The organism is Mesorhizobium sp. WSM4848 (genome assembly GCF_055811375.1).
The window spans coordinates 102,879-123,694 of record NZ_JBVVPX010000014.1; the positions used below are offsets into that span (position 1 = coordinate 102,879).

The window sequence follows — 20,816 nt, forward strand, 5'->3', positions numbered from 1 at the left end:
TGAACCGATACGGCTTATCCGACGCCGACTTGGACGCTAGTATAGACCAAAATGGGCAAGGATGCCCGCGATTTCGTCACAAATCTGCCATCACCGGCACCGCATAGTTCTCATTGACCCGCCGCGGTGCTAATCAGGCCGAGCCTCCTATCAGAGGGTATCGTGCTGGGAAAAGCTCCTTCTAGGCTGGATCAGCCACTCCACAAGTGTTTGCACAGGAGACGGTCATGATCGCTCGCAGAAGTCAGATCGCCGGCGGCGACCTTGCCAACCCGTTCTCCCCCTTTGCTCCGGCGCTCAACTATCTTGTCGATGCGGCACAGCGGAGCGTTCTGTTCTGGGATGTCATGGGGAAGCGCGCCAACCAGTATCACGAGCATCTGGCCAAGGAGGCGCCGCACGTCCTGAATTACGAGACCGCGGTGGTGATGGACGGGCGCACGCTCGACCGGCCCGTCAACTACGCTCTGGTCCGCATCATTCCGCCGGCGGGCGCCACTGTCAGTCAAGACCGTCGTCCATTTGTGGTCGTTGATCCGCGCGCTGGACATGGTCCGGGGATCGGAGGCTTCAAGGCAGACAGCGAGATAGGCGTCGCTTTCAAGGCCGGGCATCCCTGTTATTTCGTAGGCTTCCTGCCAGAACCCGTGCCCGGACAGACGATCGAAGATATTGCGCTGGCGGAGGCGATCTTCCTTGAAAAAGTGATCGCGCTGCATCCGCAGGCCGATGGCAAGCCCTGCGTGATTGGGAACTGCCAGGCGGGTTGGGCGATGATGATGCTCGCGGCCCTGCGTCCCGAACTCTTCGGAACGATCATCCTAGCCGGCTCTCCGCTCTCCTACTGGGCCGGAGTGCATGGCAAGAATCCCATGCGCTACTCTGGCGGACTGTTGGGCGGCAGTTGGCTCACGGCGCTGACAAGCGATCTTGGCGCGGGCAAGTTCGATGGCGCATGGCTGGTGCAGAATTTCGAGAACCAAAATCCGGCCAACACGCTTTGGAGCAAGCAATACAATCTGTATTCCAAGATCGACACCGAAGCGCCTCGATATCTGGGTTTCGAGCGATGGTGGGGTGGTCATGTCAATCTGAACGCTGAAGAAATCCAGTTCATCGTTGACGAACTTTTTATCGGGAACAACCTCGCGGCCGGCCGCATCAAAACGTCCGACGGGGCCACGATTGACCTGCGCAACATTCAGGCCCCGATCGTCGTGTTCTGTTCAAAGGGAGACAACATCACACCGCCGCAGCAGGCGCTCGGGTGGATCCTCGATCTCTACGACGACGTGGGCGAGATCCGCTCGCACGGACAGACGATCGTCTACACGGTTCACGAAACCGTCGGTCATTTGGGAATCTTCGTTTCGGCGGGCGTTGCCCGCAAGGAGCACGGGGAGTTCTCAAGCAACATCGATCTCATCGATGTGCTGCCGCCCGGATTATACGAAGCGGTGTTTGAGGAAAAGACTGACGAGACTGCGGGATCCGACATCGTCATCGGTGATTGGGTGATGCGTTGCGAAGCGCGGACACTCGATGACATACGGGCCCTGGGTGGGAATGATACGGCAGACGAACGCCGGTTCGCCACGGCGGCCAGAGTATCCGAGATCAACCTTGCCCAATATCGGACGTTTGCCCAGCCGTTCGTTCGCGCCTTCATGCCGGAGGCGGCGGCCGATCAACTGCGGCAGTTCCACCCGCTTCGACTTCAGTACGAAATTTTCTCGGATACGAATCCCCTTATGACTTGGATCAAGGCATTGGCCGATCAGATTCGGGACGATCGCAAACCCATCGCGGCCGAGAATCCCTTCGTCGCTCTGGAGCAGACCGTATCCAGGCAGATTGAAACGGGCCTCGACGCATGGCGCGACATGACCGAAGCGTTTGCGGAGTCTACATTTCTGTCGGTCTATGGATCGCCGGCTCTACAGGCTGCGGTCGGCATAGATCCCGCGGATTATAGTCCGCAAAGGAGGGCCGGAAAAACCCACCTCCATTGGCAAGTCCTGCAATCCCGGATCGAGGAACTGCGGTCGCGCATTTCTTCGGGCGGCCTTCGCGAATGCATGGCGCGAGCCCTGCTTTACGTCGGCGCGGCGCGTGGCGGCGCTGACGAGCGGGGATTCGCTGCCATTCGCCGCCTGCGCGCAATGAAGGATGGCGGCCTGCAGATGACGCTGGCCGAGTTCAAGGCTCTTATACGCGATCAATTTCTGATGCTGCTCATGGATCAAGAGGCCACGCTTGGGGCCATTCCCAATCTGCTGCCTGCGGACGAGGAAGCACGCCGCCAGGGCCTCGCCGCGCTCCACGAGGTGCTCAGTGCACGCGGTGACATGTCCGGGGAGGCGGCGGAGCGGTGGCAGCGAATTATCGGCCTGTTCGGCATCGACGCGGAGGCGGCCGTTTCCGAACTGTCGGGCAAAGCGATCAAGCCAGCCCGACTGGTCAAGGTATCCTAGCGACGGGGAAAGCCCTCAAAGGACTGTCTCGGAGGACAAGCTTTTGGTCCAGATTGACTCAGACCAAGCCGAAACTGCTCACGAAAAATACGAGCGCTTGATTGCGCGCGCGAAGCTTGTGCCGGCAACGAAGACCATCGTCGTGCACCCTTGCGACGAGACTTCATTGCGTGGCGCTGTTGAGGCAGCCGACGAAAGCCTGATCGTACCGATCCTGGTGGGACCGAGCCGCAAAATCCGCGCGGTGGCGGAGGAACACAGTCTCGACATCGGTCGTTTCGAGCTTGTCGACGCGGCGCACAGCGATGCCGCGGCCGCAAAGGGTGTTGAACTGATCCAGGAGGCGAAGGGAGAGCTACTGATGAAGGGCAGCCTCCACACCGATGAGTTGATGCGGGCCGTCACCGCGTCCGCAACGGGGTTGCGCACGGCGCGGCGGATCAGCCACGTGTTTGTGATGGATGTGCCAGCCTATGCCGAGACATTGTTCATCACCGATGCGGCGATCAATATCTTTCCCGATCTCGACGCCAAGCGCGACATCATCCAGAACGCCATCGATCTCTTCACTCAGGTCGGTCTCGGCGAGCCGCGTGTCGCTATACTTTCCGCCGTGGAAACCGTCACCTCGAAAATACCGTCAACCATCGAGGCCGCGGCGCTGTGCAAGATGGCCGAGCGCGGCCAGATCACGGGCGGCGTGCTGGATGGTCCGCTCGCCTTCGACAACGCCATTGACCCGGAGGCGACTAGAATCAAGGGCATCCGGTCCGTCGTGGCGGGGCGCGCGCAGATCCTGGTGGTCCCCGATCTCGAAGCCGGCAACATGCTTGCCAAGAATTTAACCTTCCTTGCCAAGGCGGACGCCGCCGGCATCGTGCTCGGCGCGCGCGTCCCGATCATCCTCACATCGCGGGCTGATTCCATTCGCACGCGGCTGGCTTCCTGCGCAGTCGCAGTGCTCCTTGCCGACGCGCGCCGTCGCTCGGCAGCCTTGCCGGCAACGTAGCCATGGATGCGATCCTGGTCCTCAATGCCGGCTCCTCGAGTCTGAAGTTCCAGGTATTCGGATTTGACGGGTCGGGCGGTCTGCAAAGGCAAGTCAAGGGTCAGATCGATGGCGTCGGCACATCACCGCGACTGCTTGCCATCGGGCCTGACAAGAAGCCGTTGGTAGATCAAGCCTATTCCGCAGGCGATGTCCCGGATCTTCCCGCCGCCACAAACGTCGCGGGAACCTGGCTGCGGAAGACGCAGGGATTCAAACTCACCGCTGTCGGCCACCGCGTCGTTCATGGCGGGCCGGACTATGCTGAGCCCATACAGGTGGACGAGGACGTCCTACGAAATCTTGAACGTTACGTCCCGCTTGCTCCGCTGCACCAGCCGAATAACCTGGCGCCTATCCGCGCCCTGTTCGAGCGACGTCCGGAACTGCCGCAAGTTGCCTGCTTCGACACGGCATTCCATCGAGGCCACAGCGCGTTAGCCGACCACTATGCGATTCCTGAGCGCTTTTATGCGGAGGGGGTGCGGCGGTACGGGTTTCACGGGCTGTCCTACGAGTATGTCTCCGGACGTCTGCGCGAGATTGCACCCAATATCGCGAGCGGACGTGTGATCATCGCGCACCTCGGAAGCGGCGCCTCCATGTGCGCGCTATCAGAAGGCCGCAGCGTTGAAAGCACGCTTGGATTTACGGCGCTCGACGGACTACCGATGGGAACGCGCTGCGGACAGATCGATCCGGGCGTGATCCTCTACCTCATTACGGAAAAGGGCATGACGGCGGCGCAGGTGCAGGATTTGCTGTACCGTGAATGCGGCCTGAAGGGGCTGTCTGGAATCAGCAATGACGTTCGCGACCTGCTGAAGAGCGATGATGCCTACGCCGCCTTCGCATTGGACTATTTCGTTTACCGTATCGGCCTGTACGCAGGGACGTTGGCGGCAGCGCTGGGTGGTCTCGACGCCTTCGTATTCACGGCAGGGATCGGCGAGAACTCGGCCGAGATCCGGGCGCGCATAGTCGAGAAACTTGGCTGGCTTGGCGCCGAGCTGGATCAAGCCGCCAATACAGCCGGAGAGTTAGTGATCTCGAGCGAGGCAAGCCGTATTGCGCTGTTCGCGGTCCCGACAGACGAAGAACTGATGATCGCGCGTCTCACACTGGAACTTATCGGGGCGGACAAAAAGGACGGTCTGGGCGAAAGCACGCGTATCAGTGCGGAGCGTTCGCCCTAGAACCACTACTGTCGATCGCAAAGTAAGGCTTGCCCGCCGGCAGGCCCACGGAGGAAAGGCCCGTCGCATGATTCCCGTCGCAAAAGCGCAATTGCTTGAAGGCAAGAAGGGGCTCATCGTTGGCATCGCGAATGACCAATCAATCGCGTGGGGCTGCGCCAAGGCTTTCCGCGCACTGGGTGCGGAGCTCGCTGTCACTTATCTGAATGACAAGGCAAGAAAGTACGTCGAACCGCTTGCTCAGGAGTTGGAAGCGCCGATCATGATGCCGTTGGACGTCGGTGTGCCGGGTCAGATAGAGGCGGTCTTCGAGCGCATTGAGAAAGCCTGGGGCGAACTCGATTTTCTCGTCCACTCGATCGCCTTCTCACCGAAGGATACACTCCAGGGCCGCGTGGTCGATGCGCCGCGGGAAGGTTTTCTCACGACCATGGACGTGTCTTGCTGGTCGTTCATTCGTATGGCGCATTTGGCGGAGCCGCTGATGAGACAAGGCGGCACGCTGTTCACGATGACGTACTACGGCAGCCAGATGGTAGTGGAAAACTACAACATCATGGGCGTGGCGAAAGCAGCACTTGAAAGCGCAGTGCGCTATCTGGCGGCCGAGCTCGGTCCCAAGGGTATTCGCGTGCATGCCATTTCCCCTGGGCCGCTGGCGACGCGAGCCGCTTCCGGGATCCCTGAGTTCGATGAATTGCTCGACAAAGCTAAAGCAAAGGCGCCAGCGCGCAGCCTTGTCAGCATTGACGACGTCGGCATGGCGACAGCGTTCCTTGCCCACGACGCCGCGCGCCTCATTACTGGCGAGACGCTCTACGTCGATGGTGGCTACCACATCATCGACTAGAGGCGTGGTCGTCCTCGTGCACAGGGCAAGGTGTCTCACGCATTTCTTCCTGACAGCGGACGCTGACGATCCCGACGTCAAGTCCGACGTGGCTACGGAATTGCCTTCACGCGACGCGACCCTGTAAAACGCGTCTACGCACGTTGCGCACAGTACCTACTGGTTGGATGGCGGAGTTCGTCGCATCGCGCTTGGGGCCGCATCACAGATCGCGCTTGTGCCGCGCCAGCAACGCTTCGGGCAATACACCCGTTCGCTGATGAAGGCTCTCGACGTCCCAGTGCATAACCTGTGGGGTCTCAGGCCAGCGCTCGTCAAAGGCACGAAGGAGATCGCGCCGCTTACAGCCTTTCGGGACATTGACAAGCTGGGTCTGCTCAAAAACCGTCCCTACACTCAATTTCCATCCGCACCTGCCGCACTATGAGCTGGCCACCAAGGACACCAAGTCGGTGCATTTGCTGGCGCGCCAGCCTATTGATCCCGACCGTCCGCATCCCTTCACCGCAGCCGGCAACACGGAGTTCAATTGCCTGCTCTGGATGCCGCCAAATCAGCAGCGCGTCGGCGACATCGTGCTCGTGGACTCGACGAACTTCACCACCCTGTTCGGCGGCACGGACAGTCTGGCAAACTTTTGGCGAAATCTCGCACTGATGAAATAAGCGCCGCTCGGTCATTGCCAACGGCATTGACCGCGTACGCGGCTCCATACGGAGACAGCCCATGCTGATGGACTTGTTGAACAAAGCGGTCACTGTGGCCATGCTTGGTTTTGTGGTTTCAAGCATGCTGGCAATGGGTTCGGCGCTCACCATCCGGCAGATCGTTGAACCGCTGCGCAATGCCCGTCTGGTCCTGCTTGCACTGTTGGCCAACTTCGTCTTGATGCCCCTTGGCGCGCTTGCCTTGGCGAAGGTGCTCTGGCTCGATAACCCCCCCGCAGTCGGGATGTTGGTGCTCGGATGCGCGGCGGGAGCGCCGTTCTTGCCGAAGCTCGCCGAACTTGCCAAGGGGAACCTCGCGTTCTCCGTTGGCGTTATGGTGCTTCTGATGGTTGTCACGGTCGGTTACCTGCCTATCGTCATGCCCTTGCTGCTCCCGGGGGTCACTGTTGATCCGTGGAACATTGCTCGTTCCCTCGTCCTCCTGATGCTACTCCCGCTCGCCATCGGACTTGCCCTGAAGACGCGATACGAAGAATTGGCCAGTCGGGTGAAGCCCATGCTCGACTGGATTTCCAACATCAGCCTCATCCTGCTGATATTGTTGATCACTGCAGCGAACATCGACAAGGTTCTACAAGTCTTCGGCACACGAGGAATTCTTGCAGGGCTTCTGTTTATCGCATTGGGCTTTGGGATTCGTTGGTTGCTCGGCGGTCCTGAGACCGGCCGGCACGAGACGGGTCATGGCGCTCGGTACTAGCGAGCGCAACATTGCCGCTGCACTCGTGGTCGCGAACCAAAGCTTCAGCGACCCACAAGTGGTCGTAATGGTAATTGTTGTCGCGATCGTCGGATTGATCATCCTCATGCCGCTTTCTCGTGCGTTGGCCCATCGTTGAGCCAAACGGCATGGTCGCCCGCGATCGACGGGTCGTCCGTAGTGCCGCGTCGCGGCTCGCCGCCGATACCGCCTACGGCGATGGCAGGTTCCTCGGCTGGCTCGTCGATCAGAACATCGCGCCGCACATTCCGGTCTGGGACAAGAGTCAGCGCGATGACGGGACCTTCAGCCGCGCTGACTTCATCTTCGATCCGGACCAGAACCAGTTCACCTGTCCCGCCGGCAATCTGCTCATGCAGTATCGCCGCAACTTCACGGTTCCGCGCGCGGACAATGCGAGCGGTGGGAACCGGAACTACCGGGCCAGCAAACGAGACTGCCACCTGTGTGACCTCAAGACCCGCTGGGGTCTGAAAACGCCGGTGCGCGATGTGCTGCGCAGCGTCCATGAAGACGCTCGCGACCACGCGGTCAGTTGGCAGATACGCCCGAGTTCGAGCAGTCGCGCAACGAGCGAAAGAAGATCGAGATGATGTTCGCGCATCTGAAGACCACACTCCGCTTCGAGCGTATGCGATTGCGCGGCCCGAGCGGAACCGTGACGAGTTCCTGATGACAGCCATAGTCCAAAACCTCAGACGAATGGCGAGGCTGACCACACCAACAGTGGCGGCAACAACATGATGGAGGCCAATCCGCAGATCCTCGCCAATTGCCCCAAGATGCATGTGCTGTCCAAGCGGGCACCCGCTACGCCTTCGAGAAGGGCAAGCGGCATCGCAATCGAGCTTTTCCAAAGCATCGACCCAAAGCGGACTACTGTGACTACGCTGCATATGTCTGAAAACTGCTGCGACGCGTCGTTGACCTGCCACCGTGGCAATTCGGTCATTTGGGAATGAGACCTAAGTTAAGGGCAAGGGCGGCCGCCTCACCGCGGGACTTGGCGCCGAGCTTGTCCAGGAGCGCGACAAGTGGTGGTCGACCGTCTTGGGCGAAATGAAGAGTGCGCTGGCAATCTGGCCGGTCGACCGGCCCTGGTCGGCGAGCAGCACGCCGTAGGGCCGCAGCATGTCCCGCTTGTCCTCGGACGCATTTCGACGCCGAGCATTCCTTGCCACCAAGTCGGCTCGTCGCCGAACCTGCGCGCTCCGATGCATTTGGCGACGCCTGCAACGAGCAGGGAACTGTGTCGACGTCGAATTAACATCATTCGTGAAATTCGCCCGGCTTTCGTGTTATCTGTTAGAACTAGATCATGTCTTCGACCGACGTGACCGGCTCACCCCGCCCAGCGCGCTGGGGCTTGGCCGCAAAGCTGTTTACGATTCTCGCGCTGCTTGGCGCGATCGCGGTCCTGGTGACCGGCGTGCTCGGTTATTTCAGCGCCCGCGACGCCCTCGAAAAGGCAGTCTTCGATCAGCTCACGGCCGCCCGGCAGACCAAGTCGCGCCAGGTCGAAACCTACTTTCGCACAATCCAGGCCGAGCTGCGCCTCCTTTCCACCTCCAAGATGGTGGTCGATGCAACGCGTGAGTTCCGTATCGCAGTCGACCAGCTCGACCGGTCAGGCGCGTCACCTGAATTGCGCCAGAAGGTCAGCGACTGGTACGCTGACAACTTTCTCCCTCGGATAACAAGGGTATTCGGCAGGGAGCCGGCTGTGGCCGACTATATGCCGGTCGGCGCCGCTCCTTACTACCTGCAGTACCATTATATCGTTGCCAATCCGCATCCGAAGGAGCGGCGCAAGCTTCTCGACGACGCTGGTGACGGCAGCGACTACAGCAGGCTGCACGCGGTGTATCATCCCGTGATCCGGGCCGCGGCCGCAACGGTCGGCTTCTTCGATTTAATGGTGGCCGACGTCAAATCAGGCCGCCTGATCTACACGGTCGAGAAGGCGGTGGATTTCACGACCTCTCTTCAAGTCGGACCCTACCGCAGCTCAAGCGTCGCCGAGGTGGTCGCCCGCTGCGCCCTAAGCCCCGACAGGTCGGCCATCTGTCTGGAGGATTTCGCCCCATACGCGCCATCGAACGGCGCACCGATCGCCTTCATGGGAGCACCGGTGGTTGACCAAGGCGTCGTCATCGGCGTGCTGATCGCGCAACTGTCAAACGAGGAGATCGACAACGTCGTCACGGGCGGCCGCCGCTGGCGGCAGGAAGGCTTCGGGAACACGGGCGAGACCTATCTGGTAGGCCCTGATTATCTGGTGCGCTCCGGTCCACGAACGTTCTACGAGGATCGGGAAAAATACTTCGCCGAACTCAAGTCCGTCGGCACCTCGGACGAGGAGATCGCCACCATTCAGCGTTACGGAACGCCGGTGCTGCATCAGCGCATCGACACCCACGCCACCCGGGCTGCGCTGGCCGGTGTCGAGGGTACAGGCGAGATCATCGGCTACCGCGGCGTTCCGACGCTAGCTTCATGGGGTCCGCTCGCGATTCCCGGCGTCACGTGGGCCCTCGTTGCCAAGATCGACAGCGCTGAAGCATTCGCGCCGATCGCCCAGCTCCGCCAAAATCTGCTGGTCGTTGGGGGACTTGCGCTGCTGGTGGTGGTCGCGACCGCAGCGTGGCTTTCGCGCGCGATGCTCGGACCGCTGCGCGAGCTCACTGCCGGGGTGATGCGCTTCGCTGCCGGCGACTATGGGACCAGCGTGCCTGTCCGCACGCGCGACGAGATTGGTCAGCTCTGCTCGGCCTTCAACAGCATGGTCGAGGAGCTGCACCAGAAGAATGTCGCAATCGAAAACAAGAATCGCGAGAACGAGGCGCTGCTTCTGAACGTCCTGCCGGCGCCGATCGCCAACCGGCTGCGCGGTGGCGAGGAGGGGATCGCCGACGGCTTCGCGGAGGTCACCGTTGCCTTCGCTGACATAGTCGGCTTCACCGCATTGACATCGGAGATGCCGCCGCACGAGGTCGTGACGTTTCTCAATGGGCTGTTCACGCGCTTCGACGCCGCCGCCCAGGATCTCGGTATTGAGAAGATCAAGACCGTGGGCGACGCCTATATGGCAGTATGCGGCCTACCGGTGCCGGTGGCCAACCACGCCCAACGCATGGTGCGCATGGCTATACGCATGGTCCACATCACACGCGAGCATGCCATGGAGCACAATATCCCAATGAAGATCAGGGTCGGCGTCAACAGCGGTCCCGTCGTCGCCGGCGTCATTGGGAAGAGCAAGTACATTTACGACTTATGGGGCGACACTGTGAACCTTGCGAGCCGGATGGAATCGGGAGGAATCCCCGACTCTGTTCAGGTGACGCGTGCGGTCTACGAGCAGCTCAAGGATGAGTTCGTCTTCGAGCCGCGCGGCGCTATCGAAGTCAGGGGCAAAGGGAAGGTAGAGGCGTGGCTCTTGAGATTATAGGGCAGGGCATGCCTAGTCTAGCATCCAACCAAGTATAAGTAGCGACCTACCTGGATCCGACGATTTCGGAAGGCGAGCGGCGATTGGTTACGACTCGCACGCGCTTGGCCCGGTGCTCGAAAGGATATCGAATCACATACCAGCCGACGATCCCGAGCACCCATATGATCTCGCCGACTGAACTCGCTTCCATGCTCAATCTAGCTCACCGGCGTCCTTTCGGCGGTATGGACGTCTTGAGGAGGCGCGGCCGCCTCGACATTCTCGATCTGCTAACGGAGGGCCGTTGCGGCGGGGGCATTTCCGGATTCAACCCCCGGCGGGCCGGTATAGCCGATCGCATTCGGCCCGCCATTCATCTGTCGAAGCTTTGTGATGAAATCACGCGGCATAAGCCAGATACCTGGCGTCTTGTAGCCCATGAAGCTTGCGATGTCGGCCACGAAGGCGTTGCAATTGTAGAGCGACGCGTGCCAGAGCGGCGACTTGGCCTGCAGCTTGCGTATATATGCCACGACCCTCGTGTATTCAGGTTCGGTAAGCGGAACTGTCCAGCTCGCCGACCGGTAGGCGATTTCCAGATCGCCGTCGGTCCATCCGGTCGAGGCCGGCACCGGCGCGAGATGGCCGAGCATATAGATATTGGGATCGTTGGATTTCGGCGCGAGCCCGGCGACTTCGGCATTGATCATCTTTCCCGATTTGTCCATGCGCCCGAAAATCACGAAGGAGTGCCCGTATGTATAGGCGTAGCGGGAGCGGAACTCGATGAAGTACCGGCCTTCTGCTGAATTCACTGTGCTCGTCGGCGCCCCGGCAGCCGCTAGGGTCCGTTCATCGGACGTGAAATTCAGTTGAGGTTTATCCTGCGATTGCGATTGGCATGATGCCGCCGCGAGCGCGAGCAAGGCCACGGACAGTGAACGGCCACTTACAAGCGTCATTTCATTCCCGAACTCCGAGGAGCGCAGATCAAAAAGCGGGTCCTGCCCACCACTGCTGACCTCACGACCGAGCCGAAGAGTCGCCCGATCCGGATTGCTGGCTGACGGGGAAAGGCCAGCGGCCCTTTCCCCGTCCCGACCTAGGCCGGTTTACTTGTACACGGGCGCCGGTGCAGGCTCTTCGACGACGACAGGCGGCGGAGCCTTCCCCTTCCCTTTGCCGATGTCCATATTTGCGCAGCCGCTTAGGCTGGCGACGGCGAGCGCCGCGACCACTGCGATTAGAATTCTGCTCATCACATATTCCCCTCGGGCGAATCGGTTCAAGGTACAACACGCAAACTAACGGGGGACTACACCGCAGCTAGTGCAGGAAAGACACACCTAGTCAGTTTAACCGTCGGTTGATGGTTGGGAGAGGCATTCTGTCGGGTTCCGTTGCAAAATTGGGCTGTGTTGCAAAGTTTTGCATTTCTTGACATTGCCGGCGCTTCTCCGAAGCTGACCTTCCCCGAGGCAAGAGCATGGGCAAGTCCTGACCTCAGAGCAGGCATCCTTTGAGAAGCGCGATGCTCGTCGTCAGGCCACCCGTTCCACGCCGATATCTCCGTTTCAGCGGCCTCTTCCAAAGAGATTCCGCCTACTCCATCGATTTGGGATACAGTTGGGAGAACAGGGCAGCCCCCCGCAGCCGAAGAGAAGGGGCGTGGATATCGCGAAATGGCTACGGAGCCTCGGTCTGCAGCAATACGAGCGGGCTTTTCGCGACAACGACATTGAAGCTGAAACGCTTCCCCAGCTCACGGCCGACGATCTCGTGGCGCTCGGGGTCACACCGATTGGTCATCGCCGCAAGCTGCTCGCCGCTATCGCCGCCCTGCGCGCGAATTCGGATACAGCGGCCACCTCGACCACGCGATCCCTGGCGGCGATCTCAGGGACAGCCCCGCCGCTTCCAGAGGCTGAGCGGCGGCAGCTAACGGTCATGTTCGTTGACGTCGTCGGCTCGACGGCACTCGCAGGCCGCCTGGATCCGGAGGACATGCGCGAGGTCATCGGAACCTACCATCGCTGCGTCGCCAGACTGAACCGAAATTCCTGGAGTAGGATACAGTTAAGTACCTTCCTTGCCGAGGAGTTACGCCCTGGCTAGACTAGGTTGAGAACCCATAACTGACATCGGCAAGGTCGCTCGATTGACGAGCGCTGGCAACGCGGCGTGAAAAAGCCCTCGATTGTTGCAATCCAACGCCTCGACGTGGTCGCAGGCCTGACGGCCGCAGCCGTCGTCCTGCCAAAGGCGATGGCCTACGCGACGGTTGCGGGCCTGCCGGTGAGTGTCGGACTTTACACGGCCTTCGTGCCGATGATCGTCTACGCGTTGCTTGGCACATCGCGCGTCCTGAGTGTAAGCTCTACGACCACCCTTGCGATCCTCACTGGGACACAGCTCGGGCTCGCAGTTCCGGACGGTGATCCGGATAAGCTGATCACGGCAACTGCGACGCTCACCGCGCTGACCGGAGCCCTGCTGATCGGGGCCTCAGTGCTTCGCCTCGGGTTCGTCGCCAATTTCATTTCGTCTCCCGTTCTGACCGGCTTCAAGGCCGGTATCGGTCTTGTGATCGTACTCGATCAGGTGCCGAAGCTGCTCGGCGTGCACATTGCGAAGGAAGGCTTCCTCCGCGACATTCTGAGTGTGGCGCACCATTTACCCAACACGTCGCTGCTCACTCTGACCATCGCCATCGCGGCAATACTGGCGCTGTTGGCGATGGAGCGGCTCTGGCCCCATTCGCCGGCTCCCCTCGTAGCGGTGAGCGCGGGGATTGGGCTCTCATGGTTCGTCGGTTTGGATTCTGTGGGCGTCGCGATTGTGGGGTTCATCCCACAGTCGCTCCCGTCGATCACCCTACCGACTCTCAGCCTCGTCCAGCAACTCTTGCCGGGCGCGCTCGGCATCGCATTGATGAGCTTCACTGAATCGATCGCCGCCGGGCGAGCCTTCGCCGCCCCCGCCGAGCCGCTCATCAAGGCCGACCGCGAGCTTCTTGCAACAGGGGCCGCCAACTTGGCGGGTGCGTTGTTCGGCGCCATGCCGGCGGGCGGTGGTACTTCCCAGACTGCCGTGGTCCGCGCGGTCGGAGGACAAACGCAGAAGGCATCTCTCGTCACGGCCTGTGCCGCGGCGGCCACCATGCTGCTCCTGGCCCCGCTGCTCAGCCTGTTGCCTCAGGCTGTGCTGGCGGCAATCGTGATCGTCTACTCGATCGGACTGATCAAGCCGGCCGAGTTCGTGTCGATCCGCAAGGTACGGCGAATGGAGTTTCGATGGGCGCTGGCGGCCTTCCTTGGCGTACTTGCCTTCGGCACACTGCAGGGCATCGTCGTGGCGATCGTTCTGTCGCTTGTTGGCTTGGCGAGTCAGTCGGCCAACCCAAATGTCTACGTGATCGGCCGCAAGCGGGGCACCGACGTAATCCGTCCGTTGTCACCCGAGCACCCGGACGATGAGACATTCGAGGGCCTGCTTATCCTCCGGCCGGAGGGACGGCTCTTCTTCGCCAATGCCCAACGGGTCGCGGATCAGATCCAGGCCCTGGTCGTCGAGCAGAAGCCGCGCGTCGTCGCGCTCGACATGAGCCGGGTCTTCGACATCGAGTATTCCGCCCTCCAGATGATAATGGAGGGTGAACGCCGCATAACCGAGCAAGGAATGACGTGTTGGATAGTGGCGCTGAACCCCAGCGTACTCGAATACATCCGGGCCTCTGGCTTCGCCGATCGACTAGGACCCGAGCTTCTATTCTCCAGCGTACGGGGAGCCATCCAGCACTATACGACGAGTTTCAATCAAAACTAGGCACCCATTGGCGCTCGGTCGTGAGCCACCTCTCGGTGGGCGTGAATATGACTGGGGATCCTGCCGTGAAGAGCGGTCGGATGGAACTTCGCTGATCATCCCATGTACTCTGTCAGGCGCGAGACAGGCAGCATTGGCTCGAAGGAAGGCACGTACGAAGACCGGGCATTCAGCCGGCCACAGCCGGTGTCCTAGCTGAGATAGTAGGTCAAAGAATAAGACTACATCCCTCAAAGATCAGTGTTGCAAGTCATATGCTTGACCCGTCGATCGTAGTTGCTCAAGTGTTTTTCCTGCGCAACTTCCCGACCCGTCTCCACCCACCGGATCGGCCTTGCCGCTTACAGTTATGGTGCCGGCCTGCCTGTCTGGCGAAATATAGACGGCAACCCCGTCTTGGCCAATTGTGGACAAATAGAAAGCACGATGCAGGCCGCTAACCTCGCAATGTACTAAGAAGGGAAAGTCATCAAATGATCCCTCGCTGGCATGCGCGATGGCCGCTAACTGCGATAACGCAGTGGCGGCGAAAGTTGCTCTTATGACCATACCACGCGCCTTCACGCGAGGATTCCGCCAAGACGCGACATATGCCATTTGATTGGACCCCACTTTGCTCGCCGTTATTTTTGATGCCGGTTGTGACGGTGGTGTGGACAACCACGCTATTCCCACATCTGCTCTATGAGTGGCTCTTCGAAAACCAAGTTTCGCGCATAAAGTGTCATCTGGCAAGTTTAGGCTCAGCGCAGAAGTCCGTCACCCAACTAAGGACTCAGACCGGCACTTCACCCTTACACAGCCAGACGGGCGGATGCGGACCCGAGCGACACCAACTTCTTACTGAGGGGCGGCGCGCCGACGTTCTTTGGATTCTGTGTTGCGTGCGTGTATCTTGTGGTCCTGCCCAGGGTCAACGACAGGAGGGTCATACGACTGACGGCAAGACCATGCGGGCTCTTCGATTTGTCGGGTATCAGAAGCCGTTTGAGTTTTGCGACGTACCAATTCCGGAGGCAGGGCCAGGCTCTGTACGCGGGTGGAGATCACCGGGAAGAATGCGCCGTTCATAAGATGGCACGGGACGCGGCCAGTGAATTAGTCACTGAACTGGTTCAAGGTTCCGCAACCCGTCGCTGACTAGCTGCAGCGTGGCGATCAGGCGCTTGCATTCCTCGATGATATCAGTCGAGAAATGCGCGAGTTGGACTGCATCGCCCCAATGGTGTGACGCTTCCCACGCAATCATGTCGGGGCAAAGCTCAATCTGTTGCTCGCGGATTGCTATTCGGTCGGCATTGGTTGGACGCAAGCGCCATGCTCCCGATCAAGAGCCGCCGGCTACGCGCTCGGCTATTGCGAACGCCTGCAGGTTCTTGACCTTGCCGTGGTCCTGATCGGCGGTTGCAATAATCGAGAAGAACGCCGCGCAGGCGATATCCTTCTTTGACGCGTTCGGATGCGCTTTCATTGCCGCCTTGGTCAATTGCTTGGGCGTCATGTCTGGCGTCACGACCCGCATCAGGGTGTCGGCAATAGCCTGCATCTCGCCCGCTTCCACAGCAAAACTCCACTTGGCGACGCCAAGCATATTAGCAGGATTGCGGGGAACCGCCATCAACCAAAGTTTGGTCTGTCAAGTGTACAGTCGCCGCGTCTTCCGGAGGCCAAAGCCGGGCCAGCGATCTCCATCCAGCGGGGCCCGTCACTTCCAGAAGGCGCGGGTCTCTTCGAGGTTTCGCCACAAGGCCTTTGCGCCAGCCCAGCCAAATTCGGCGCGCGCCTGACTCGCTCCGATCACCCATCCGATGGCGCGTTGCGCGGCCGGATCACCAGCGCCGGGCGCTTCCGCTCCCGACAGCATGGTTCTGACGGTCGCCGCATCGTTCAGATCGCCGAAGACCGTCTGAAGTTTCTTCAAGCGTTTTAGGAATGGATCGACACGCTTGGCCGGGTACAAGGGAGAGAAGAACTCGACCGCATAGCGCAATTTTTTTAGCTCCTTCCGCAACTCGTGGCGCTGCTCCACTGTCAGTGTCTCAAGTCCGCGTGCACGCTTGCCAACTTTCTTCCAGCGCTTGCCGAGCGCTTGGCTGGCCAACTCCGCGACCGGCGCCGCCAGCCGTCCGGTCTGGTCGAAATCCTGCGGAACGAGCCAGCCTCGGGTCTCCACGAACCGCGCCAGATCGATCAGGAACGCCTGTACGCGCCCGGCGGCGAGAAGTTTGCGAAGGGGCTCGCGCAGCTCCGCCGCTTGCTGTGATAGCGCATGCGAAAGGGCGGAGAGTCCGGCTTCATCCGGATGAGCCACTGCCTCTCGCTGCACGATATCGTTCGCCACCACGTCGAGATCCCTGAGACGCCCGACCTCCTGGCCAAGCCAGCGGGCTTCCATGCTGAGCCGCGTCATTTCCGGGCTCTTCAGAACGGAAGCGCAGACAGAGAACGCGCTTCGCAATCGGCGCAGGCCGATCCGCAACTGGTGCGGCCCTTCGGGATCGTCCAGCTCCCGGATCACCACGACATTCGTGGCGACCTGATCGAGGCACTCGCGAAGGACGTCGCGTGCCGCCTGCTCGGCGATCTGAGCCCGATCGAGTGCAAGGTCCTCGGCATTGCGGGGCGCGAGCGGCGGGTCGATCCATCCCTGTTCCGCGAGCAGATAGCCGCGCGCCGCCTTGGAAAGGCGGGAGAACCTCAGGCCCCCCTCAGGAAACAGTAGATGTGCAATGTCGAACAGTCCGCCCAGGCTGCCCTCGATGAGTTCGATCTCGAGTTCACGCAACTCGGCCGAGCGCCCCCCGGCGTGGATTTCGCCGATGTCTATTGCCAACTCCGCGCGTGTGCCGTCGTCAAGCGAAAGTTCGCTGGCGGAGCGCCTGATCACGGTCTCGCAGACCGGCTGAAGCGGCGCGCTGTTCACGCGGCGAACGACCTCCTCTCGGACCGCTGCGTCCGGAATCGCTTCGAGACACAGCCGCCCGCCCGGAGCCGGGTTCTCCACCTCGCCAACCTGCGAGAGGCCGCCATGCAGCTCGGCCCTGGTCTTGACAGTCTGTATCCATCGCCGCCCGTCGCGCCGGAGTCTGAGCGCAATTCCTGCCTTCTTCAGCGCATGATCAGGGGTGTCGAGATAGATGCTTCTGAGCGTCCTGGTTTTCGGGCGGCCAGTAACCAGCTTCAACGCCTTCGCGCACCCCCAAAGCTCGCTCGAGGTCAGTTCGTCGAGGAGAAATTTTAGCTCGATCTCGCTCATGGCCGAGTGTTGTCAGGCCCGGTGCAAGGCTATAGAGTAGCTGAAGCCAATAAAATAGCTATGCCAGCTAAGGATTCAACCCGGTGGGCTTGCGCCTTCCCGTGCTTACGAGCCTTTCCGGTTATCAACCGGGCTGGGTGCGGAGCGATGTCTCTGCCGGGCTTGCAGTTGCCGCGGTTGGGCTTCCCAGTGCTATCGCCTATCCTGCGATAGCGGGCCTGCCGCCTGAGACCGGCATCTACGCGAGCATCGCGCCGCTGGTTGCCTACGCGATCTTTGGCCCCTCGCGTCAGCTCATAGTCGGTCCGGACGCGGCTACGATGACGGTGCTTGCGGCGGTTTTGGTCGCGGTTACGGCGAGCGTGCCAGTCGGGCTCGAAGTGGACCGAACTGCGATCGCAGCAATCCTCGCGCTTGGCGTCGGTTTGTTTTGCCTGGCGGCGTGGGTGCTTCGGCTCGGCGTTCTTGCAACCTTCCTGTCGCGTCCCATCCTGACGGGGTTCTTCATCGGCATCTCGCTTTCGATCCTGATCGGCCAAATCGGTCGCTTCACCGGAGTCAAGATCGAGGCGGAAGGCCTGCTCGCACCGGTCCTCGAACTTCTGCGCAAGGCCGGATCGATACATTGGCCGTCTCTTCTGCTGGCCTTGGGGATGTTCGGTTTGTTGCAGATCGCGCGGGCCATGCGTTTTCCGGTTCCCGGGCCAGTGCTGGTCGTGGTCCTCTCCGTAGTGCTTTCGGCCGTTTTCGACTTTGAAGGGCGCGGCATCGCCGTAGTCGGCGATATTCCGACAGGGTTGCCCTCGTTGTCGTTGCCAGCGATCGCTGACCTTCCGATCCAGACATTGGCCCTCGGCGCCGCGGCGATCTTCCTCGTGAGCTACGGCGCCGGCATCATTACGGCCCGCAGCTTTGGGGCAATAGGCGGCTACCCGGTCGATCCAAACCGCGAACTCATCGGATTTGGCGCTGCGAACATAGGGGCGGGCCTTTTCGGCGCCTTCCCGGTGACGGCCTCCGACTCGCGCACGGCGGTCAACCTTACCGTTGGCGGACGCTCGCAGGTGACGAGCATCGTGGCTGCCGCGACCCTGATCGCGACACTGCTGTTTCTCGGTCCGACCCTAAGGATTATCCCGATCCCTGCGCTCGGGGCGATTCTTGCGGCTACTGCAATCAGCCTGATAGATCTCGCCGCCCTTAGGCAGATTTGGCGCATCAGCCGCATGGAGTTCGTCTTCGCCCTCATTGCGATGTGGGGTCCGATCGGTCTGGGCGTCCTTAACGGGGTTGTCATCGCGATCGGCGCGACGCTGGTCTATGTTTTGCGCAAGCTGATGTTTCCCCGCGACGCTATGCTCGGCCGTGTTCCAGGCCATGACGGTTTCTACAAATTGCATCGAACGCCCGAGGCCCGTCAGGTACCCGGCCTCGCCGTATGCCTCATTCAAGGCAGCCTGCTGTTCTTCAACACCGACTACGTCGCATCGCGGCTGCGGTCCATTGCCGAGGAATTGCCGGCCGACACACGCTGGCTGCTGATTGATGCAAGTGCAATTCCCCAGATCGACAGCTCGGCAGCGGCAATGCTGGAGGAGCTATGTGACGAATTGCGCAATCGCGGGATCAGGCTTGGCGTAGCGGAGCTTCACGCCGAAGCGCGCGATATCCTTGTTCGCGCCGGCGTGATCGAGCGCATTGGCTCCGACATGGTCTTCGAAATTCCCGAAGAGGCGTATCATGCGTTCGAGGCCCAAGCGTGACAGTTCAGGGACTCTCCTGCTGTCACCCAACTGTCATTTTAATGGCTGCGTGCCAGTGGAGTGGAGAAAGACATGAGTAAGAAGAATAGAGACAGGGCGGCGGCTACGATATCCGAACCGGCGGAGGAAGCGAAATCGGGAGGAAAAAAATATACGAAAGAACTCGCCCGGTTGCAGGTCGAGCTTTCCCACCTTCAGGCCTGGGTAAAGAAGTCTGGTGCCCGCATCTTGATCATTTTCGAGGGCCGTGACGCCGCCGGGAAAGGCGGCGTGATCAAGCGCATCACCGAGCGCGTCAGCCCACGCGTGTTCCGCGTCGTCGCCCTGCCGGCTCCGACCGATCGGGAGAAGACCCAGATCTACATTCAGCGCTACGTCCAGCACCTGCCCGCCGGAGGCGAGATCGTGATATTCGACCGCTCCTGGTACAACCGTCCTGGCGTTGAACGCGTCATGGGCTTCTGTAGCGAGAAGCAGGTGCGGCGCTTTCTCGAACAGGCGCCAGGTTTTGAAGCCACCCTTGTCGAAAGCGGCATAACGTTGCTCAAATACTTCCTCGATGTGAGTGAGGAAGAACAGGAGCGGCGTTTCCGACAGCGGGCCGACGACCCCCTTCGACAGTGGAAACTGAGCCCGATGGATGTCGAATCGTACAACCGCTGGTGGGATTACACCCGCGCTTACGACGAGATGATCCGTGCAACAGACACAAGGCATGCGCCCTGGTGGATTGTGCCGTCAAACGACAAGAAGCGCGCGCGCATCAACTGCATTTCGCACATTCTGAGCTCCATCCCCTATGAGCGCGTCGAGTTCGAAAAACCTAACTTCAGCAAACGCCAGAAGCGGCCCGACAACTTCGTGGACGATGCAACTCCGCGCAACGTGGTGCCGAACGTGCTTTGACCCAGCTATACACGCAGTTCAGAACCATTACCGGTTCCTATTTGGTTTCGGGCTCCCAATTTAAGAAGAAGCCGACGTCGCCAGGGATTCCGCCGGGGAAGTTAATAATCATGGCCTTAAGCTTGTAACCCTGCGGCTTCGCATTCTTCTGGTAGCGCTCATAGAACTGCTTGGCCTTGCCCTGGAGCGTTTCGGGCCATTGCGGATCAGCGCTGTTGATGGCTCGGCCGCTGTCAGTGCAAAGGGCCGACGGAAAACTATATACTAGTGCTTCGTACTTGCCGTTTTTGACAGCGTTCATCACCAGGCGGCGGACCATCGCGATTTCATTCTCGTTCACCTGGTCCTTGAGGAAACTTTCTGTGAACTTCGTGAGCTCCTGATTTTTTTTCGCCCGCAGCTTTTCCTGCTTGTCTGCCTCCGCCATCTGCTCCTCTAGGAGAGCCATTCGCAGTTGCTCAGCGCTCGGCGGTGCCGCATTTATGTCTAAAGCTGTGTCTTTGATGTTGGCCATTTTCTCCTCCACTCGAAACCGTTCGAGAATAGAACACAGAGGCAGATCGACGTCTCGCCAATCTGGTTCGTTGGGCTCAATTCATGCCCACCCAACCGCAAG

19 protein-coding genes and 1 pseudogene are annotated in these 20,816 nt (G+C 60.4%); 13 read left to right on the forward strand and 7 right to left on the reverse strand.

Translation table 11 applies throughout. The features are described from left to right. The first annotated feature begins 227 nt into the window (after positions 1 to 227). From AC0L16_RS15435 to AC0L16_RS15470, 8 genes are all read left to right on the forward strand, one after another. Positions 228 to 2,474 carry a DUF3141 domain-containing protein gene (locus tag AC0L16_RS15435; protein ID WP_473621720.1) on the forward strand — a complete coding sequence of 749 codons (2,247 nt, stop codon included), beginning with the start codon at positions 228 to 230 and terminating at the stop codon, positions 2,472 to 2,474. A 52-nt stretch (positions 2,475 to 2,526) separates the two neighbouring features. After that, positions 2,527 to 3,483 (forward strand): phosphate acetyltransferase, encoded by a 957-nt coding sequence (locus tag AC0L16_RS15440; protein WP_473621767.1) that lies wholly within the window; start codon positions 2,527 to 2,529, stop codon positions 3,481 to 3,483. A 2-nt stretch (positions 3,484 to 3,485) separates the two neighbouring features. After that, positions 3,486 to 4,718 (forward strand): acetate/propionate family kinase, encoded by a 1,233-nt coding sequence (locus AC0L16_RS15445; protein ID WP_473621722.1) that lies wholly within the window; start codon positions 3,486 to 3,488, stop codon positions 4,716 to 4,718. A gap of 67 nt (positions 4,719 to 4,785) precedes the next feature. After that, positions 4,786 to 5,568: an enoyl-ACP reductase FabI gene (gene fabI, locus AC0L16_RS15450; protein ID WP_077380044.1), complete on the forward strand. Its 783-nt coding sequence runs from the start codon at positions 4,786 to 4,788 to the stop codon at positions 5,566 to 5,568. A 359-nt stretch (positions 5,569 to 5,927) separates the two neighbouring features. After that, the gene (locus AC0L16_RS15455) at positions 5,928 to 6,233 is read left to right on the forward strand and encodes a hypothetical protein (RefSeq protein ID WP_473621723.1); all 306 of its coding nucleotides are present in this window, start codon (positions 5,928 to 5,930) and stop codon (positions 6,231 to 6,233) included. 61 nt (positions 6,234 to 6,294) lie between these two features. Continuing rightward, positions 6,295 to 6,996: a bile acid:sodium symporter family protein gene (locus AC0L16_RS15460; RefSeq protein WP_473621725.1), complete on the forward strand. Its 702-nt coding sequence runs from the start codon at positions 6,295 to 6,297 to the stop codon at positions 6,994 to 6,996. Continuing rightward, entirely contained in the window at positions 6,980 to 7,135 is a 156-nt protein-coding gene (locus AC0L16_RS15465) for a hypothetical protein (protein ID WP_473621726.1), read from the forward strand. Before AC0L16_RS15460 ends, AC0L16_RS15465 begins: the two co-directional genes overlap by 17 nt. 10 nt (positions 7,136 to 7,145) lie before the next feature. Next, positions 7,146 to 7,610 (forward strand): hypothetical protein, encoded by a 465-nt coding sequence (locus AC0L16_RS15470; RefSeq protein ID WP_473621728.1) that lies wholly within the window; start codon positions 7,146 to 7,148, stop codon positions 7,608 to 7,610. A 372-nt stretch (positions 7,611 to 7,982) separates the two neighbouring features. On the opposite strand, the gene AC0L16_RS15475 is transcribed toward AC0L16_RS15470, so the two are convergent. After that, a complete protein-coding gene (locus AC0L16_RS15475) occupies positions 7,983 to 8,150 on the reverse strand; it encodes a LuxR C-terminal-related transcriptional regulator (RefSeq protein ID WP_473621729.1) in 168 nt (55 codons plus the stop codon). Positions 8,151 to 8,335: 185 nt separating this feature from the next. Here AC0L16_RS15475 and AC0L16_RS15480 point away from each other — a divergent pair, with 185 nt between their 5' ends. Beyond that, positions 8,336 to 10,468 carry an adenylate/guanylate cyclase domain-containing protein gene (locus tag AC0L16_RS15480; protein ID WP_473621730.1) on the forward strand — a complete coding sequence of 711 codons (2,133 nt, stop codon included), beginning with the start codon at positions 8,336 to 8,338 and terminating at the stop codon, positions 10,466 to 10,468. 55 nt (positions 10,469 to 10,523) lie between these two features. Here AC0L16_RS15480 and AC0L16_RS15485 read toward each other — a convergent pair. The 3 genes and pseudogenes from AC0L16_RS15485 to AC0L16_RS15495 form a co-directional block, all read right to left on the reverse strand. Next, a pseudogene (locus AC0L16_RS15485) lies at positions 10,524 to 10,661 on the reverse strand (protein-S-isoprenylcysteine O-methyltransferase); the annotation flags it as partial. A 79-nt stretch (positions 10,662 to 10,740) separates the two neighbouring features. After that, positions 10,741 to 11,412: a hypothetical protein gene (locus tag AC0L16_RS15490; RefSeq protein WP_473621732.1), complete on the reverse strand. Its 672-nt coding sequence runs from the start codon at positions 11,410 to 11,412 to the stop codon at positions 10,741 to 10,743. Between the two features lie 150 nt (positions 11,413 to 11,562). Next, positions 11,563 to 11,709, reverse strand: coding sequence for an ABC transporter (locus AC0L16_RS15495; RefSeq protein ID WP_077380058.1), 147 nt, complete (start codon positions 11,707 to 11,709; stop codon positions 11,563 to 11,565). 409 nt (positions 11,710 to 12,118) lie between these two features. Between AC0L16_RS15495 and AC0L16_RS15500 the strand changes: the two genes are divergently transcribed. Next, the gene (locus tag AC0L16_RS15500; protein WP_473621733.1) at positions 12,119 to 12,565 is read left to right on the forward strand and encodes an SAM domain-containing protein; all 447 of its coding nucleotides are present in this window, start codon (positions 12,119 to 12,121) and stop codon (positions 12,563 to 12,565) included. Positions 12,566 to 12,631: 66 nt separating this feature from the next. Next, a complete protein-coding gene (locus AC0L16_RS15505) occupies positions 12,632 to 14,275 on the forward strand; it encodes a SulP family inorganic anion transporter (RefSeq protein WP_473621734.1) in 1,644 nt (547 codons plus the stop codon). Positions 14,276 to 15,602: 1,327 nt separating this feature from the next. Here AC0L16_RS15505 and AC0L16_RS15510 read toward each other — a convergent pair. Together AC0L16_RS15510 and AC0L16_RS15515 are read right to left on the reverse strand one after the other, a co-directional pair. Next, on the reverse strand, positions 15,603 to 15,836 hold the full coding sequence (locus AC0L16_RS15510) for a hypothetical protein (protein WP_128169742.1): 234 nt from the start codon (positions 15,834 to 15,836) through the stop codon (positions 15,603 to 15,605). A gap of 144 nt (positions 15,837 to 15,980) precedes the next feature. Continuing rightward, a complete protein-coding gene (locus AC0L16_RS15515; protein ID WP_473621735.1) occupies positions 15,981 to 17,531 on the reverse strand; it encodes a CYTH and CHAD domain-containing protein in 1,551 nt (516 codons plus the stop codon). Positions 17,532 to 17,614: 83 nt separating this feature from the next. Here AC0L16_RS15515 and AC0L16_RS15520 point away from each other — a divergent pair, with 83 nt between their 5' ends. Both AC0L16_RS15520 and ppk2 read left to right on the forward strand, forming a co-directional pair. Continuing rightward, positions 17,615 to 19,294, forward strand: coding sequence for a SulP family inorganic anion transporter (locus AC0L16_RS15520; RefSeq protein WP_473621736.1), 1,680 nt, complete (start codon positions 17,615 to 17,617; stop codon positions 19,292 to 19,294). A gap of 72 nt (positions 19,295 to 19,366) precedes the next feature. After that, positions 19,367 to 20,200: a polyphosphate kinase 2 gene (gene ppk2, locus AC0L16_RS15525; RefSeq protein ID WP_473621737.1), complete on the forward strand. Its 834-nt coding sequence runs from the start codon at positions 19,367 to 19,369 to the stop codon at positions 20,198 to 20,200. A 37-nt stretch (positions 20,201 to 20,237) separates the two neighbouring features. Here the strand turns inward: ppk2 and AC0L16_RS15530 are convergent, their stop codons facing one another. Further along, positions 20,238 to 20,714, reverse strand: coding sequence for a histidine kinase (locus AC0L16_RS15530; RefSeq protein ID WP_128178093.1), 477 nt, complete (start codon positions 20,712 to 20,714; stop codon positions 20,238 to 20,240). Positions 20,715 to 20,816 lie beyond the last annotated feature (102 nt).